General features: G+C 33.9%; 16 protein-coding genes. 7 read left to right on the top strand and 9 right to left on the bottom strand.

Annotated features, from left to right (window positions below; all coding sequences use genetic code 11):
- The first annotated feature begins 51 nt into the window (after positions 1-51).
- The 3 genes from nagA to ACHAJD_RS03030 are packed head-to-tail and all read left to right on the top strand — an operon-like array spanning position 52 to position 3,431.
- Entirely contained in the window at positions 52-1,212 is a 1,161-nt protein-coding gene (gene nagA, locus ACHAJD_RS03040; protein ID WP_435584388.1) for an N-acetylglucosamine-6-phosphate deacetylase, read from the top strand.
- Positions 1,202-1,972 carry a glucosamine-6-phosphate deaminase gene (gene nagB / locus ACHAJD_RS03035; protein WP_435584387.1) on the top strand — a complete coding sequence of 257 codons (771 nt, stop codon included), beginning with the start codon at positions 1,202-1,204 and terminating at the stop codon, positions 1,970-1,972. The genes nagA and nagB overlap by 11 nt, the downstream gene beginning before the upstream one ends.
- Positions 1,935-3,431, top strand: coding sequence for an immunoglobulin-like domain-containing protein (locus ACHAJD_RS03030; RefSeq protein ID WP_435584386.1), 1,497 nt, complete (start codon positions 1,935-1,937; stop codon positions 3,429-3,431). The genes nagB and ACHAJD_RS03030 overlap by 38 nt, the downstream gene beginning before the upstream one ends.
- 58 nt (positions 3,432-3,489) lie before the next feature.
- On the opposite strand, the gene ACHAJD_RS03025 is transcribed toward ACHAJD_RS03030, so the two are convergent.
- From ACHAJD_RS03025 to ACHAJD_RS03000, 6 genes are all read right to left on the bottom strand, one after another.
- Entirely contained in the window at positions 3,490-5,031 is a 1,542-nt protein-coding gene (locus ACHAJD_RS03025; RefSeq protein WP_435584385.1) for a glycoside hydrolase family 3 protein, read from the bottom strand.
- Entirely contained in the window at positions 5,021-6,589 is a 1,569-nt protein-coding gene (locus ACHAJD_RS03020; protein WP_435584384.1) for an FAD-dependent oxidoreductase, read from the bottom strand. Before ACHAJD_RS03020 ends, ACHAJD_RS03025 begins: the two co-directional genes overlap by 11 nt.
- Before the next feature lie 9 nt (positions 6,590-6,598).
- Positions 6,599-7,570, bottom strand: coding sequence for a hypothetical protein (locus tag ACHAJD_RS03015; protein WP_435584383.1), 972 nt, complete (start codon positions 7,568-7,570; stop codon positions 6,599-6,601).
- Positions 7,571-7,663: 93 nt separating this feature from the next.
- Positions 7,664-8,401, bottom strand: a complete 738-nt coding sequence (locus ACHAJD_RS03010; protein ID WP_435584382.1) for an alpha/beta hydrolase — start codon at positions 8,399-8,401, stop codon at positions 7,664-7,666.
- Entirely contained in the window at positions 8,398-9,915 is a 1,518-nt protein-coding gene (locus tag ACHAJD_RS03005) for a DUF4127 family protein (protein WP_435584381.1), read from the bottom strand. The genes ACHAJD_RS03010 and ACHAJD_RS03005 overlap by 4 nt, the downstream gene beginning before the upstream one ends.
- A gap of 1 nt (position 9,916) precedes the next feature.
- Positions 9,917-10,804, bottom strand: a complete 888-nt coding sequence (locus ACHAJD_RS03000) for an ROK family protein (RefSeq protein ID WP_435584380.1) — start codon at positions 10,802-10,804, stop codon at positions 9,917-9,919.
- Between the two features lie 193 nt (positions 10,805-10,997).
- On the opposite strand from ACHAJD_RS03000, the gene ACHAJD_RS02995 reads away from it, so the two are divergent.
- Together ACHAJD_RS02995 and ACHAJD_RS02990 are read left to right on the top strand one after the other, a co-directional pair.
- A complete protein-coding gene (locus ACHAJD_RS02995) occupies positions 10,998-11,705 on the top strand; it encodes a GntR family transcriptional regulator (RefSeq protein ID WP_435584379.1) in 708 nt (235 codons plus the stop codon).
- 99 nt (positions 11,706-11,804) lie between these two features.
- Positions 11,805-12,152 carry a zinc-ribbon domain and TM2 domain-containing protein gene (locus ACHAJD_RS02990; protein ID WP_435584378.1) on the top strand — a complete coding sequence of 116 codons (348 nt, stop codon included), beginning with the start codon at positions 11,805-11,807 and terminating at the stop codon, positions 12,150-12,152.
- Positions 12,153-12,196: 44 nt separating this feature from the next.
- Here the strand turns inward: ACHAJD_RS02990 and ACHAJD_RS02985 are convergent, their stop codons facing one another.
- On the bottom strand, positions 12,197-13,117 hold the full coding sequence (locus ACHAJD_RS02985) for a CPBP family intramembrane glutamic endopeptidase (protein WP_435584377.1): 921 nt from the start codon (positions 13,115-13,117) through the stop codon (positions 12,197-12,199).
- A gap of 194 nt (positions 13,118-13,311) precedes the next feature.
- Between ACHAJD_RS02985 and ACHAJD_RS02980 the strand changes: the two genes are divergently transcribed.
- Both ACHAJD_RS02980 and ACHAJD_RS02975 read left to right on the top strand, forming a co-directional pair.
- The gene (locus ACHAJD_RS02980; RefSeq protein WP_435584376.1) at positions 13,312-13,608 is read left to right on the top strand and encodes a hypothetical protein; all 297 of its coding nucleotides are present in this window, start codon (positions 13,312-13,314) and stop codon (positions 13,606-13,608) included.
- A 41-nt stretch (positions 13,609-13,649) separates the two neighbouring features.
- Complete coding sequence (locus tag ACHAJD_RS02975) at positions 13,650-14,105, top strand: PH domain-containing protein (RefSeq protein ID WP_435584375.1); 456 nt, start codon at positions 13,650-13,652, stop codon at positions 14,103-14,105.
- Positions 14,106-14,150: 45 nt separating this feature from the next.
- Here the strand turns inward: ACHAJD_RS02975 and ACHAJD_RS02970 are convergent, their stop codons facing one another.
- Together ACHAJD_RS02970 and ACHAJD_RS02965 are read right to left on the bottom strand one after the other, a co-directional pair.
- Complete coding sequence (locus ACHAJD_RS02970) at positions 14,151-16,937, bottom strand: DUF3427 domain-containing protein (protein ID WP_435584374.1); 2,787 nt, start codon at positions 16,935-16,937, stop codon at positions 14,151-14,153.
- 15 nt (positions 16,938-16,952) lie between these two features.
- Positions 16,953-17,339 (bottom strand): (deoxy)nucleoside triphosphate pyrophosphohydrolase, encoded by a 387-nt coding sequence (locus ACHAJD_RS02965; protein WP_435584373.1) that lies wholly within the window; start codon positions 17,337-17,339, stop codon positions 16,953-16,955.
- Between the last annotated feature and the right edge of the window lie 147 nt (positions 17,340-17,486).

Below are 17,486 nucleotides of genomic sequence, written 5' to 3'. Positions count from 1 at the left end.
TTGTCTAGATAATTAAAAAAATGTATAATAGTATTGATAGAGGTGATGCCCATGTTTAATGGAATTAATAACGCAAATATATTAACTGATAAAGGCTTTATTAAAGGGAATATAGGTATTGCTGATGGTAAGATTACCTCCCTTGGAAACCATCAGGCAATGCATCCGTTAACCATCGATGAACTTGTCTATATTATTCCAGGGTTTATCGACATGCATGTTCATGGTGTTCAAGGCTTTGATGTGATGGACGGAACCGTTCATGCCATCAATACAATCGGTCTTTATTTAACCAAAGAAGGTACGACGAGTTTCTTACCAACAACCATGACACAAAGTAATAAGGCAATTAAAAAAGCCTTACAAGCGATTGACGAGGCCGCAAGTCTTAACACTTATAGTGGCGCAGAGATTCTTGGGATTCATTTAGAAGGCCCGTTTATCAACGCCCAAGCGGCTGGGGCACAACCAGCTAACTATGTTCAAACACCGTCTGTTAAAGTGTTTGATGACTTTAATAAAACAAGTAATAACCGTATAAAAATCGTTACCCTTGCACCAGAATTAGATGAACACCTTACATTAACTAAACATTTAAATCAGTTAAATATCATTCCATCAATTGGGCATACAAAAGCTGCTTATCAAGATGTCTTAAATGCAATAAAAGCCGGAGCTAAATCCATAACGCATTGTTATAATGCGATGACACCTTTGCATCACCGTGATATTGGCGCACTCGGTGCAGCCTTATACCATAAAGATTTACATGCAGAACTCATTTTAGATTTAATTCATGTAAATAAAGAAGCCGCCACCATTTTAATGAACGCAAAAAACTGTCATCACCTCAGTTTAATTACTGACTCAATGCGTGCTAAAAATCTTGGGGATGGGACTTATGATTTAGGGGGACAAACAGCAACTGTAAAAGGGTTAAAAGCAACCCTTAAAGATGGAACGCTTGCAGGAAGTGTACTTCCTATGATTGAAGCGTTTAAAAATGTTGTGCATGTTTTAAATTATTCCTTAGAAGAAGCGAGTAGACTTGCCAGTTTAAATCCAGCGATTCAGTTAGGAATTGATGATAAAAAAGGAAGTCTTTCAGTCGGTAAAGATGCTGATCTTGTTTTACTAGATAAAGACTTAACCATCTTAGCCACTATCTGCAAAGGGCAAGTTGTTTACAGGAGAGATAACCATGAAAATTGAAATATTTGAAAATTACGATGCTTTAAGTAAGGCTGCTGCAAATGTATTAATTGAAGCAGTCAAGAAAAAACCCACCATAACATTAGGGTTAGCCACAGGCTCAACCCCAATTAAAATGTATCAAAATATGATTAAAGATTATCATAAAAACCAAACCAGTTATGCACAAATAAAAGTCTTTAATTTAGATGAGTATTTTGGCATTAGTAAACATCATCCAGCATCATATCATCAATATATGGTAAATCATTTATTTAACTATATTAATATTGATCTAAATTATTGTGAAATTCCTAATGGGAAAGCAGAAGCGATTGATGAAGAATGTATTCGTTATAACACACTCCTTAATCATCATCCCATTGATATCCAAATTTTAGGGATAGGAGCCAATGGTCATATTGGGTTTAATGAACCAGGAACGCCCTTTGATTCTATTACCCATAAAGTCACATTAGATGAACAAACTAGAGCTGATAACGCACGTTTTTTTAATGATATTACTGAAGTCCCAACTGAAGCAATTACTATGGGCATCAAAAATATTATGCGTGCTAAAAAAATTATTCTCCTTGCAAGCGGATTATCAAAAGCAGATGCAGTTTACAACATGGTTTATGGTAAAATAACTAAAGACATGCCAGCATCAATTTTGAATTTACATCCAAATGTTACTGTGTTTTTAGATTATGAGGCTGCAAGTAAAATTAGGAGGCAACCAGATGAAATTTTACACCATTTTGTTAGTACTAATCTTTAGCGTTAGCTTAGTAGGCTGTACACGTGATAATCCACCCCCGTTAAAAATAGATGAAGCCATTACTACCATAGAATTACCTGAAATGGTTTCGGCAAATTTGTTTTTAACCTTACCCAATACCTATGAATCAGTTTCTATTACTTGGACAAGTGATGATTCAAGTGTTATTGACACGACAACCGGTAGAGTCTATTTAACAACAGAACCTACCACAGTGACCCTAACAGCCACATTCAGTGAAAATAACGAAAGTAAAAGTGTTACCTACACCATTATTGTAGGCCCAACCGATGAGATGGTACTCACTAAAATTAAATCCAATCTTGTCTTACCTAGTTTAATCATTTATGAAACAACGCTTGATTTTATAGAAACCATTGATGGGGCAACCATCGAATGGGTTACAGATCAAGAATCATTTATTTCAAATAATGGTGTGGTTACTTTACCTAATGAAGGTGAAGAGATTAGTGTAACGGTCACTGCAACGATTAATTATAAAGCATTAACAGATACGAAAATATTCACAGTTAGAGTCAACCATTTAACCCGTATTCATTACCATGAGGAGGTAACGCTTATTAGTTATTATCAAGCACCAGTTTGGACTGGTGAGATCAGCGGAGAAGTTCCTAAACCATCAACACCACCTTGTTTTCCAGGGGCTTGGTATAATAAAGCGGTGTCTAGTAAAGATCAATGGCTAGGGATTGAAACCGTGTTAACCATTCCTGAATATAATGAATGGGCAGGCAGATATGACGCAGATCTTGGTAGACATTTAGATAATGCTTCTATTTATCTAGGTGGGAATGCAGGCGCTGAGACTGATGTAGGATTATTTTGGACACTTGGGTGTAATAACGCATTTTGTTTATCCCCAGGTAGTGAAAAAATCGCGTTCAGACCATTTTGGCGTTATATTCATGGTGGGTCTAATACATTCGCTCATGAAGATTACCGTAAACCCCAATATTACTATTTACCAGGAGACACCATTCGTATGACAGTATTTAGTCCAGAACCAAATTTCTTACAAATGGAAATTCAAGTCATTGAAGCAACCACAATTGAAAAATATGTAGCCCTTCGCGCGAGTTGGCGCATTGAAGATAATATGCCTTCTGATTTTGTTTCACCGAAATTCCCGTCAAACGGTCATGGTGGGACAAGTGCAGAATTCAAACGTGTTAATGCCATCGACCAAGTAAATAACGAAGGTAAACCAGCGAAATATACTGAAACTTCAGTTGATAATGCCATTTGGCATGAAGTGTATTTATATAGAGAAATTAATGGCACCATTTATAAAGTCCCATTTAACGATTCAAGAAGAACGACTATGTTATGTCCTGATCCTAATGCATTTACATTAGATTATGATTCTGTTGATGCAAGTTTAGGTGGGGAATTTGTGAGTATTCACCCAAGATCAACTAAAGAAGATGATGAATCATAGATGAAAAACCGGAGCCTCCCTTCCGGTTTTTTTCATAAAAAAAAGCCTTTATCAAAGGCTAAATTTTAACAGGTAAAGTCCCGTTTGCTTCATCACCATTTAACGTTTCATAAATGGCTTTAAAGGATTGCTTTGTGGCTTCATAGGCACATAAATAGGTGCCTTTTTTTATGTGTATCCCATCATAAGGTGCACGCAAGGATACCCAAATAACATTGACCTCATCAAGTAAATGCATTAAGCGTTGTTGTTGGGGATACATAAAGCTGTTATAAGTAAATACTACAATATGGTTATAGTTTTTTGATTCTTTTAAAATCATTTGAATGTTGGCCTCATCTAAGTGTTCACTTAATAAGATTTGAGCGGTATCAATCTTTAAATCACTTAGATAATCTTTGAATGTTTGTTGTCTATTATGATAAGTATCAATTAAAGAATAAATACTAATATTAGGAAAAATAACTAACGTTTTTTTAAAATCAATTTTACTGAAACCGCCTTTAACCAACGTCATAGACGCTTTAGTGATTTTTTCTGATAAGCACTTGATATCATTTGGCATTAAGCTGCTTTCAATTACTTCAAATGAAGCATCCATTAGGCCAACATGATACGTTTCTTTAGCATGCATAATGCGTTTATAGGCTGCTTCAATGGTTGATTCCTTAATTAAGCCTTCATCAACACAAGCATAAAATGTTTCTACAAATTGCTTATAGCCCTCTAAAGTAGGTGCGTCATAAAGTAAAATATCATTAGAGGCATTTACCGCATGCATGATCGTATCTTTTAGGCTATAGTGATCTTTTATGGCATGCATCGATAATAAGTCAGTAATCAGTAAACCGTTAAAGTTTAACGTATCTCTACATAACCCTTTTAAAATTCGCTTTGACAACGTTGCTGGATGCATAGCGTCTAGTGCAGGGACTAATATATGTGCGGTCATGATAGCAGGAACCCCGTTTTTTATCGCATTTTTAAAGGGAACAAGTTCAAACTGATCCATTTTTTCTAAGGTTAGATGAATGGTTGGTAAGCCTAAGTGTGAATCTACATTTGTATCGCCGTGTCCGGGAAAATGCTTGATTGTTGAGATCAGACTGGCTGATTCAAAACTTTCAATCATAGCGGTCGTGTATAAAGAAACCATTTCCTTAGTGTCTCCATAACTTCTCGCATTGATTACAGGATTATCGGGGTTATTGTTGATATCGCCGTTAGGCGCAAAATTAATGCTGATTCCTAATGATTTTAATGCATTCCCGGCGTGTTTAGTGACTGTTTTATAATCGGCTAAATAATCTTTAGCCGCAGCCGTTGCCATCGCCCCAGGAATTGGTGTAATATCATCAATCGCAGTAACTAACCCACCTTCTTGATCAATCCCAATAAAAAGGGGTGTCTTCGCATATGCTTGAATGGCTTTGTTTAAAGTAAATACTTGTTTGGCATTTTGAACATTACGTTTAAAATAGATAAATCCACCCATATCAAATGACGCAATCATGGTGCGCATTTCTTCGGTGAACGTATAGCCTTTCACCCCAAACATTAACATTTGGCCAATCATGTGTTTTACTTTATTAGATGGCATGAACTTTGTCCCTTGGCCAAGCACGTTCGATACCTTTTTGATCTAAATAGTTTTGAAACGCTTTGACATGATTTTTATCGGCATATAAAGTGCTAGGGGTTAAATCATGATCAATACAATATGACGCTAAATATCCAGCAACTTCTCCAATATTCCACTCAACAGGATGAAGTCTAAAACATCCGTTAGTAATATGGGTCGTACCGATATTTTTACACGCAGGAATTAAGTTTTCTAAGTTCGTACTAATAAAAGCCCCTAATGGTATTTCAAACGGCCATGTATTTTCAAAGAAATACGATTGAGATTCTGTGGTCATATGTAGATCAATATGGTAACACCCAACCCCAACTGAATCCCAAAATTTTGGAAGTGTTTTATTGGTTTTTGCGGAAATGTCTTGTTCTTTAACAATATAGCGTGTTTTCATACGACGGGATTCTCTTATATAAGGTGCAAGTGCTAACCCATCATCTGTCCCTAAAATATCGCCTCTTAATTTTAGTTCAGGATAGCCTATCCCACCATCATCACGTAACGCTTCTGTTTTTAACCAGTACACTAAAGATAACGTTAATTGTTTAGCCATATATTTATGATGATCATCATTATCTGTATTAAAAATATTGCCAAACACATAATCATTTTGTGGCCAGTTAATTAAAGTAACATCACTTACGTTATAACTAGGGTTAAACAAGTTTTTATCGACGATTTGACGGTACGTAAATAAAGGCGGAACTTTATCACCATCTTTAAAGGTTCCACCAAATTTATAAAGACGTTTAGTAGAAGAAGGATCTAAGGTTGGCCCGTACCAACTTAATAAATCAGATCCATAAGGTGTTTTAAGCGATTTAAAGTAATCATATTCTTCAGGTTTTTCCATCTCATGGGTTTCACCTTCATGATAACTTACAGCAGCAACCCATGTGATTGGTTGCATGTCATTAGGCATTTGTTTAGCTGTTGCATGGGGTTCATTATAAAGAGTCCCTTCAGATCCCGTTACATAATCAGCCCCTGATAAAGGTAATAATTCTCCAGTATCAGTAGCATCTAAAAAATAGGTGCCTTCTACGATAATTTCTTCACTGGTTTTAAGGTTAAGTATTGTTGCAGAAGTCACTTTGTTTGATTCAGTCACCACATCAATAACAACCGCATTAGTCATTAATACAAGGTGTTGATTAGTTATATAAGGCAGTAACATCTCATGGAATAAATGCAAGGCTAAACGGGGTTCATGCGCAATCGCACTAACCCAACCAGAACCAGGATTAAAAATCTCTTTTGATTTAACGGCATCTTTAATAAAAGGATGATTTCTGTAGTAATCTCTTACCTTATTACGGTAGTTACGGTAAGTAGCGGTACATCCAAATGATTCTATCCAAATGTGTTCATCACTAGGAACGCCTTGATTGGTTAATTGTCCCCCAATCCAGGCAGTTTCTTCTGTTAATAAGACACGTTTTCCAGTAGAGAGTGCAGCACGGGCTGCTAATACCCCACCGATAGAACCCCCCGCGATAATTAAATCAAATGTTTTATTCATAATAACTCCTTATTTACAGTTTATTGGATGAATTTGCACACGTTCTGCACCCAATGTTTGATCAAGGCCTTCATCATTTACAGTGAAAGCATCTGGGTTAGGACACGTCATCGTTGTGCGTCTTTTAGACGTAAATGGGACTTTTACAAGGTCACCGTTAATTTTTCTATATAAATACACTTCATGCCAAAGTGCTTCACTTACTTTCGCATGTGTAATTTGGGCTACTTTGCCTTCATTGCCGTATTGATCAATTGAATTGACACGTTTAAACTCAGCTTGAGTAGATGCGCCTTGGCCTCTTGAATGAAATATCGGACTATGAAAATCACTCGGACGGTCATCTTTTAAATGATACGCTTTACGTTGCGCAACATATTTAGGAATTGTAGTGACTTCTAACACTTCGATGCGTAACTGCATATAATCTTTAATAGGACTAAAAACAGACATACGAATTTTATCACCGGGTAAATAGTAGTATTGTAAGTTTTTAGGATCACTTATATTCCAAGAATTAAAGTTGCGTCTTAGTACGTTACCTTCATGGTCTAGAGCATCACTATAAATATAACGCCAAAAAGGACGCCATGCTACTTTAGGGCTTTTATAAACATCTAAAGGTTTTGAAGTATCACTATCTAAATACCCTGTATTAAACCCCAAGCCTGCATCGGATTCAAAATCGGCTTTTCCGCCCATATAAACAGAAGGATTATCCATATAACGGCCACGACCATCTAAATCAAAACGGTCTTTATCAGGAGTGAATTCTCCTAAAGTAATAACCCCCTCAATCCCCAGCCAAGCATCTTGGCTACTGAGTACTTTATGATACCAAGCCCCACCAAAACAACGTTGAGGTGCTGGTTTTTCAACTTCATTTTCAATCATACCATCATAGACTTTTACCTGTTCAAATTGCGTTGTATCTACCGATCGACTATCTAGAGTCGGAATGACTTTTATGGCTAAACTCATAATTTAAACCCTCCAATTTTACTTACTTTATTTTACCATGTTAAACTTCACTTGTCTAGTCAATTAAAATGAAAAAGAGTGCAGTGTGCACTCTTAATATTTGACTAAAAAATTATAAGCATCTTGAAGCATTTCTTCTGTGGAACTGTGTCCAACTTCGTATAATTTAAATACGGTTTTTTCTTGATTTAACGTGTCACTTAAGGCTTTGGCAAACTTAGGTGGTACGACTTCATCAAACTTACCACACCCTAAAAAGATATGTTTATCTTTCAAGGTTTCATAATGGATTAACGGATCAATGGATTGATAGTACGCAAGTTTTTCTTTAAATGAAGGGGTGTTTTCCCATCCAAATAAAGATTGTTTATAAAGATAAAGTGCATAAAGTGAAGGCGAACCAACAATCGATATAATCGTTTTTAGTTTTGTGTCAATTGAGCCTAAATATAAAGCAGTCGCAGCGCCCATTGAAACACCAAATGCATAGTAAGTATCATTAGTTATATTAAAGGTTGTTACTAAATGATTCATAAATAAATCTTTAGCATCACGTGCTGTATGAATAATAATATCAATTAAATGCCTATATTTATCACTCGCACTCCCACCAATAATGGCTTCATCAATACGTGCCCCATGGGCATAAGCATCTATGGCAATGACCAAATAACCTAACTCTGAAAGTGCTTCACCACGCCCCATAATGCCTTCATCTTTATTGCTGGTGAAACCATGAAAGAAGAAGAGTAATGATTTTTTAGTATGATCATCACGTTCATAGCGTGTGTAAGGTATATCTTTATAGCTATGAAAAGTTTTTAATATCATTTTTTTTCACACTTCACAAAAAGACCAATTTCAAACATACGGTTCCATGGTTGATAACTATCAGTGATGGTGACTTTGTATGTTGGATCTACGATTTCACTATCTGCGAATGTTTGAAGTTTATCTTTAATTAGTTGCGCGGTTTTTCCTTTTGGCCCGTCTAACTCACGGTAAGATAAATTTGTCTTAGTGAGTGCTGCGGTTACTTCTTGACGCACAAAACTACAATACCCAATATCTTCAGTATAACGAAGCGCTAAGAAATCTTTATGCGCTTTAGTATTGCCATAAATATGGTAAATAAACCCTTGAGGAATAGCCGTACCTAAAGTATTAGAAGATGTATTCCATCCAGCATAACCCGCTACTTTATAAAGGATAGAAGCTTGTTTTAATAATTTTAAGAGTTCAAAATCGCCACCATTCGCATAAGCAATATCTCCAATGATAACGCCTTTACCTTTTGCCATGGCATCAAGTGAAAACTCAATTCCCTCAATTAAATTTCTAAAACTATTATATTCAATACTACGGTTTTTATAAGAAGCTGCCTCAACCATCTTACCACCCGGTGTGTTCATAAGTAAGACCAAATCGGCTTCACTTAAACTACTAACGACTTTACCCCCTGCGGCTAGTACTTGGTATTTAACCGTTTCTCCAACCGGTCTATCTTCATATAACGGAATGCACTGTGCCCCTAATTCACTCGTATATTTAATGTATACATTAGGATGTATATTTAAATCATAATTGATTAATCGTGCTAAGAGTGTATTAGTAACCTCATCTGCCCCAGGATACATATACGCTTTTAAGGCGATATCTAAATCAATAATGGTTTCTCTAATAATTTTTTGATCAACGGCAGTTAACCCATATGGCGAAGAATCATCTTGTGGGACAATACCAAAATCAATAACACCTTCTTGAATCAACTTTAAAAAAGATTTATTCAGGGTTAAGTTAATTGCTCTACGGTCTAAGTAATCATGTAAATGTTCTAAAGGTAAGCGCGCGTCTATTTCTTTTAATTGGTTTTCTTCATCACGTGTTGCGATACCTAAAGCGAGCTTATGATTAATTACGCCGTGTAAATGAATCTCTCTTCCCCATGTTTCATAGTAATCAGGTTCTTCTTCATTACTTGAATATTTTGGGTTACGCATAATTAAGTTATACCCATAAATTACTAAGTGGGGGTATTTTTCTTTTAGTGTTTTTAACGTGTTTAATCGTTGATTTAGAGTATCTACATCATCATAATGAAGTCTTGAAGGAATAATCCCACTATAAAGTAACGTATCAATCGCAATGACTAATCCGTAAGCATCAGCACTTTCTTTAAACAACCATTTCACTAAGCCTTCAATATCGCCAATCGTTTTTTTCTTACCCAGTAAACTAAAAGGCGGTACAACAACTGAGTAATCAGTTTCTTTGACTAACCATTGATTAAAATAGTAATTACACGGTCTTTCATCTAAGGGGAGTACAACTATTTTTTTCTTCATATTAACAGCCCTCGCTTTCTTGCATTTTAAAATAAACCAGTGCCCCTATTAATCCTGAATCATTCGAATACTGCGCTAGTTTTAGCGTTACTTCATTGTAAAATGCGTTTTCACATATTAATTTTAATTGATGATCTAACTCATCAATAAACCGTTGCCCGCGATTAGAAATGCCCCCACCAATGACAATGAGTTTTGGGTTAAAAGTATAAATTAAATTAGCTATACCGGTTGCGAGGGTTTGATAAAACGCAGCAACAACCGGCAAGATATCTTTATTATTTGCATCATATAAATCAAATACATCTTTACCGTTATGGATAGTTTCTTCAGAAGCAAGTTGTGCTTTTTTAACCAGTGCACTAATTGAGGCTTCCTCTTCGTAAACGCCTTGTGGTAAAATCATACGTCCCCATTCACCCGCCGCAAAACTAGCCCCATAAACTAAAGCCTTATTTAAAATAATCGCACCACCAATACCCGTTCCAATCGTCATCGTTAAAAAGTTATCATCATTTTTACCTGCCCCAACAGTCGCTTCACATAAGGCAAAACAGTTGACATCATTGTTGATTGAAACGCTTAATTTCGTATTTTCTTCAATCATCTTTTTAACAGGCATATAGTCATAATTTTTAATTGCGCCGGTTGTGTGCAAAACTTTTCCTAAAATAGGATCAATCACACCAGCACTACTAATTGAAACCCCACTTAAATTAAACATCGTTTTTGCCTCGTGAATAATCGCGATGATACGTTCAATCATTTGATTCGCGCCCATAGAAGCATTAGTAGGGATTGAAGCTTTTTTAATAAAGGTATAATCTTCTTTAATAATTCCGTATTTTATATCGGTTCCACCGATATCAAAAGTTATATAAGTTTTCATTGTTAACCCTCTCTTGTCTATACTAATTCTATTATAAAATAACCGGCTAATTTATTCAATGTATTATTGTTTAAAAAATATAGACAAGTTAGGAAAAAATACGCTTTAGTACACTGGATAGAAGATTTTACTTGTTCAAACATGTGCTATCTTGTATAATAAAAATAAGAAATAAAGTTTTGGGGGAAATTAAATGAAAACACCAATCTACCAAGTAATCGAAAATGATTTAAAAAACAAGATTAAACGTGGTGAGTTAGCTCAAGGGGATATGATTCCAAGTGAAAACGAGTTAAAAGACATGTACGGTATTTCTCGTATGACGGTTAGACAAGCATTAAACAATTTAGTTAATGAAGGCTATATTTATCGTCATAAAGGAAAAGGGACATTTGTTGGAACAACAAAAATTGAAAAGAAAATTCAAGGATTACATAGTTTTACTGAACAGATGAAAAGCATGAACCGTACCGTAAGTAATCGTTTAGTAAGTTTAGATGTCATTCCTGCAGATGATGAAGTTGCGGCTAAATTATTTATCAACAAGGGTGATGAAGTCTATTGCATTAAACGTGTACGTTATGGTGATGACATTCCTGTCCTTTATGAAGAATTACACGTCCCTAAACGTATTATGAAAGAAGTGACTGAAGAGATGATTAACGGCTCATTTTATCACTACTTAGAACACGTATTAAAGTTAAAACTTCAATACGCCATTCAATCAATTGAAGCGAAACTTCCTAGTACGATTATTGCACAAGAATTAGGGATTACTAAACAATCACCGGTTCTATTTATTACATTAAATACCTTCCTTGATAGTGGTAGACCCATAGAATATGCTAAAGCTTATTACCGCGCTGATCAGTATCGTTTTATTCAACACGCATTTAGATAAATTTAAACACAGACAAATTGTCTGTGTTTTTTAAGTAGTAATTGTTATTTAGGGGAATAATCGCTATAATAAAGTTAACGAAATTTCTTGGAGGTTATTATGTATTGTAGAAAATGTGGTAAAGAAATTGATGATGAAGCGGTAATCTGTGTTTATTGCGGTGTCCCACAAACCCCAATGAAACCACAAGCAGTAAGAGATCCACTTGCTAAATCTAAATTAGCTGCTGGCTTACTTGGTATCTTTGTAGGGGCATTTGGTATCCATAACTTTTATTTAGGTTATACAGGTAAAGCCATTGCGCAGTTATTACTCACAGTAGTTGGTTGGATTTTTATATTTGGTCCAATGGTTGCTGGGATTTGGGGACTTGTAGAAGGCATCTTAATTTTAACAGGAAGTATCGACCGTGATGCAAGCGGTAGACCACTTAACGCTGATATTTAAATAATACAAGCCGCTTAATTAAGCGGCTTGTTTTTAATAGTCTTTTAACTTGTTTGAAAGAAATCGTCAAACTGTTCATCATCAACTTCAATTAAACCTTCTTGAATCAAATCTAGTTCTGTTCTACCATACTTATCATTTCTTATTAATTTCTTACTTGTTTTATTTAGTAAGGTTAACCCAGTGGGTAAACCAAGAATAACTATAAGTAGTAATGTATAAGCATAAATATCTTCATAACCAGTTAGTAAGGATGCAATAAAATCAAGTTCAAATGTAACTGAAACTAAATTATTCACCCCGTGAATAATAATAGGGACCCAAATTGAGCCACTTGCGTAAAAAGCATAAGCAATTAAGATACCCCCAATTGCTGCGAATAAGCCTTGGACAATGTTCATATGAAATACACCGAACATAACCCCACTTAAGATAATAATAAGTCCCATCGATAAAGCGGTAGGCTCAAATGTTCTAAATAATACCCCGCGCATTAATACTTCTTCAAATATAGGTGCCATAATTGCGAATATAATAAACATCACAAAGAAATTTGCGCTAACGGTGATACCACTAATAGATTCTATATAGTTATCTACGATACTAGGACTTAATCTATAAAGGAGTTCAACAACCCAAGTACTCATGCCTAACATAACCAATCCAAGTAATATTGAAATTAACGTTTGTTTAAATGATATCTTTTTAAAACGCATCATCACATTAAAACCACGTTTTCTATACATTCTATAAATCACCAACAAAGTGACAACTTGTGAAAACAAGATACTATAGATTGCTTGGTTGATTAAAAACGATCCAAAATACTCGGTATCTTGAAAACGTTCAAACCCTTCACTTAAGATAAATACGATTGTCGCAAAAAAGATATAAATCCCACTCATAATATAATAAACAAGACATAAAGCCGCAATAATTAATAAACCGTGAATAATTTTTCTCATGCATACACCCTCCTTTAGTCATAATACTATTTAACCATTAAATCAAAACCCTGACAACCTTAAATACTACAAAAAAAATACGCATTCATATAAATTAATAAAAACACGACAGATACGCCCTGTTTAATTGTGTTAGATAAACTTATAATATAAAGTGGATTATTATATTTTTTTAAAAAAAGTGAGGGAAAAGTATGAAAAACGATAAACAAAATTCAAAGTCTATAACAGAAGTATTATTTGATCCATCTAGTTCATTATGGTTAAGCATAATCCTTTATATGGTTGTATTTTTAGAAATGACTGTATTTTTTGGAACCATTGCATTAGTAGTACTTGGTCACACTGAACTTAAGTACTTAGGATATGCTGTAGTTGGAATTATCTTTTACCATGTTTTTATTATGCTTTCACTTAATATGGTATTTAATATCCAAAATATTAAAAATAACACAGAAAAGATATACCAGTTAATAAATAACAAGAACTAAACGGTTTAGAAAAAAAATTAATTACATATAAGGAGATTACTATGCAAAATAACGAACAAGTCATATTAGAAGTAAAAGTATCAAAATGGAGTTTATTAGCCTTTGTTTTTAATAAAGTAATGATTTTTTGGTTAGCAGTATCAATACTTTTTATTTTTGTAGCTATGTCTGAACGTATGTTTTTACCTTTAACATTACTAATAGTATTTTTTTATTTTTTCTTTATCCTCTTAAAGTACTACTTAATAAGTTCAACTTATTATGTTTTAACGAATCAGCGCGTTATTAAAAAAAGAAGAGGAAACAAAGATTCTGATTTTGTTCCTCTCAAACAAATAGCGACTGTAAGCACAAAGCGTTACGGAATATTTGCAAGGATATTTAACTATGGGGTTATAAACATTTCAACTTCTGGTGCAACTGAATTTACTAAGATTCGTGATATAGGCAATCCTCATTTATTTAGTGAGGAAATAAGTAAACTAATTATCTCTTAGAATACTTTAGTTAAAGGGCTATTGAATAATGTATTACTTATTGAGTTATATAAACGTTAAGTCATCAAATATCTGTTTTGGTATTGAATCGAATATTTCCATTTGAATAGTAATTGGTTTATTTCCTTCATAACTTATACTGTTTACTTCACCTATATACATATAATCAAGCTTTTGATTGCCTATTTGTTTTGCTTTTCTTAGGAACATATGAAGTTTGATATTACGTTCTTTATTATTAAAAAGGTCTTGGCCAGTTTCGGAATCTTGAGAAGTTTTATTTTGTGTTTGCCACTGCATTTTTGATGGTGAAATGAGTTTATCTTTATAGTTAATGCTTTCACTAATCTCTTCACCTTTATGAAGGTCTACAAACAAATAGAAATGGTTGCCATTTCTCCAAACACCGCTGCCACGAATAGACGCAAATGATTTTTGATAGTTGGTTAAGAATCCCATATCTTTCATTTTGTAATAGGTGTACTTTTTAAGATATGGATACTCTAGTTTATCTTTACCAAACTCTTCTTGATATCTTAAAATACCATAATCTAATGTATCCATAATGGATGCATTTTTTATTAAGTCTTTTTCTTTTAGTATTAATGAATCAACCCCATTACCATCTATATACCAAAAAGGATCCGTTTCATTACCACCAAGGATTAAACCACTTAGGTATTTAAAAGCGTGTTTGATTGATGCAGTATCAACATCAGATATAATTTTTAATATTTCTTGTTTAGCGGTTTGATAATCAACTGTCCCATAAGTAAACAAGTGTTTTATAATCACAAACTCATTAATTCTTTTTATTGGCAGCTGTTTATCAAGAGAACGTTGTACTTTTAACAACGTTTCACTATAATTATTCTCAGTATTCTCAACTTTTTCTATAAACTCTATATAACTATTAGCTTTAAGAATAAATTTAGTAGGATCAGGTGAAGATTCTTGTCCGATATAATCAAGTAGTTTAGGAATGTTCCCACCAAGATTCTTTTTAAACTCTAGGTATTCTTCTTGAAGATAGCGCATATCAGTAAAGTTAATGCGCTCTAACTGGGAAAGAATTTGATCTTTTGCAATTTGATCAAGTTGAATATGGGTACATCCTGGGATATCAGAAAAGTTTTTAGCCAGTTGCACTTTTAAAGAGTCTTTATCGTAATATCTAGAACCTGATAATGCAATTGGTATTAAGAATGATTTGTTATGATTACCTATAAAATCAAGCACAGTCAAAAATTCTTTTTCATAGTGTTTGCGTAATCCACGCCCTAATTGTTGTGTAAAAATAATAGGAGACTGAGTCGGTCTTAACATTAAAACTAAGTTAACTGTTGGAATGTCTACGCCTTCATTAAAGATATCTACTGTAAAAATAAATTCAAGGTCATCATTTAAGTTTTCTAAGCGTTTTATGGCATCTTTTCTTTCTTTCTCTGAAGTATCTCCAGTTAAGCATACTGATGGATAACCAAATGCATTAAACTCATTAGCCATAAACACAGCATGGGCTTTGTTTACACAAAAGCCTAATGCTTTTCTTTTAGAACCAGAAAATCCATAATGTTCCATCTTTTCTATAACAAAATCGACTCTTTCTTTAATTGAAAGTTTTTCTGCCATTTCATCAATTCTAGAAATATCAAATTCTGCCAAATCAGTAGTAATATCAGTGATGCCAAAATAATGAAATGGTAAAACCAAATCATCACGTAATGAATCTCTTAATCTAATTTCTAAAGCGATATTATTATTAAATAGTTCAAAGATATTACCACCATCTGTTCTTTCTGGTGTCGCGGTCATACCCAGTAAGAACTTAGGGTTAAAGTATTCAATAATACTTTTATATGAAGGACTAAATGAACGATGGGCTTCATCGGCTATAATATAATCAAACGTTTCAGGATCAAACTGTTTATAGTTTTCATTACTGTAAAGCGTTTGAACCATCGCAAATACAAACTCGCCGTCTAAATCTTTATTTGACCCGCTATATTTACTCATTAAGCGCGTAGGATGAATGCGTTGAAACGATTTCATTGCCTCATCTAATATAACTTCTCTATGAATTAAAAACAGAACTTTTTTAGGATTAAACTGTTTAACATCAAATGCAGATAAATAGGTTTTACCTGTACCGGTTGCGGCAATAACTAAGGCTTTATTTTGATTATTTTGCCTTAAATGAGTTAAGTTTTCTAGGGCTTTTAATTGCATACTATTTTCTTTAATGAGTAGATTAACTTCAAACAATTCTTTTTCTTTTTTAACGAACTCTTCAATATCGGATAAGAAACTTTCATATTGATTTAAAAAGTCTTCATTAATATCAGAAGTTAAATCCCATAAAGTTTCAAACTCGTTAATAATTTCTGATGCGAAATCATCTTGTTTATGTTTAGTGATATAGCGTACATTCCACTCTATATTTGTTTTTAAGGCAGATTGTGTAATGTTTGAAGAACCGATGATGATTTTATAGTAATCATCATATTCAAATATATAGCCTTTTGTATGAAATCCTTTATAACGATTCGCAATATAGATTTTTGTTTCAATGTGATTAAATGTAGTTAATTTACGTAACGATTTAATATCTGTAAAGTTAAGATAAGTAGAAGTAATCACTTTTCCTTTTATACTGTTGTTATCAAGTTCTTGAAATAAATCAAGAAGTAACTGGAGTCCTGAATAATTAATAAAAGCAACAGAAAAATAAAATCTGTTGCACGTTTTTAAACTAGAAGCAAGTTCTTCATAAAAAGTACTTTCTTTCTGATTTGTGATTAACTTTGGCTCATGATACTGTTCTCTTTGCATAGCTTACCCCCTAAGTTAGCGTTTGAGTAGTTCAACAACGGGTATATCTGCAGCTGCCCAATCTAATTGATCAAGCTCATCTACTAATAACCATTTAAAGTCAGCGTGTTCATTTAAAACCAAATCCCCATTTGACACTTCTGCGTAATAGGCATGTAGGGTTAAATGAAAGTTAATGTACTGATGTTTTACAGTTGTAATATAATCTTTTATTATAACGTCAGTTGAGAATTCTTCTTGAATTTCTCTAATTAGCGCTTCTTGATGAGTTTCACCTTGTTCAATTTTACCACCAGGAAATTCCCATTTTAAAGCAAGTTCTCCGTCACCATTTCTTTGTGCACAGTAGATTTTACCGTCTTTTCTTTGAATGACTGCTGCAACAACTTCTACGTATTTCATAGTATTCCTCCATTCACTTCAACATAATCATAGCATTTTTACCTAGTAAAAATAAAGCTTCATTTGTTGATGGGTAGAGAAATTAATAAAAAAATGGATTCAACCATTTTGAGAATGTGTGGGGTTTTTAAACACAATCAATGGTTG

It is taken from the genome of Liberiplasma polymorphum, assembly GCF_043951795.1.
Lineage (GTDB): Bacteria > Bacillota_I > Bacilli_A > Izemoplasmatales > Izemoplasmataceae > Liberiplasma > Liberiplasma polymorphum.
The sequence above is the reverse complement of the archived record's forward strand: the minus strand, read 5'-3'. Positions and strand labels throughout refer to the sequence as shown.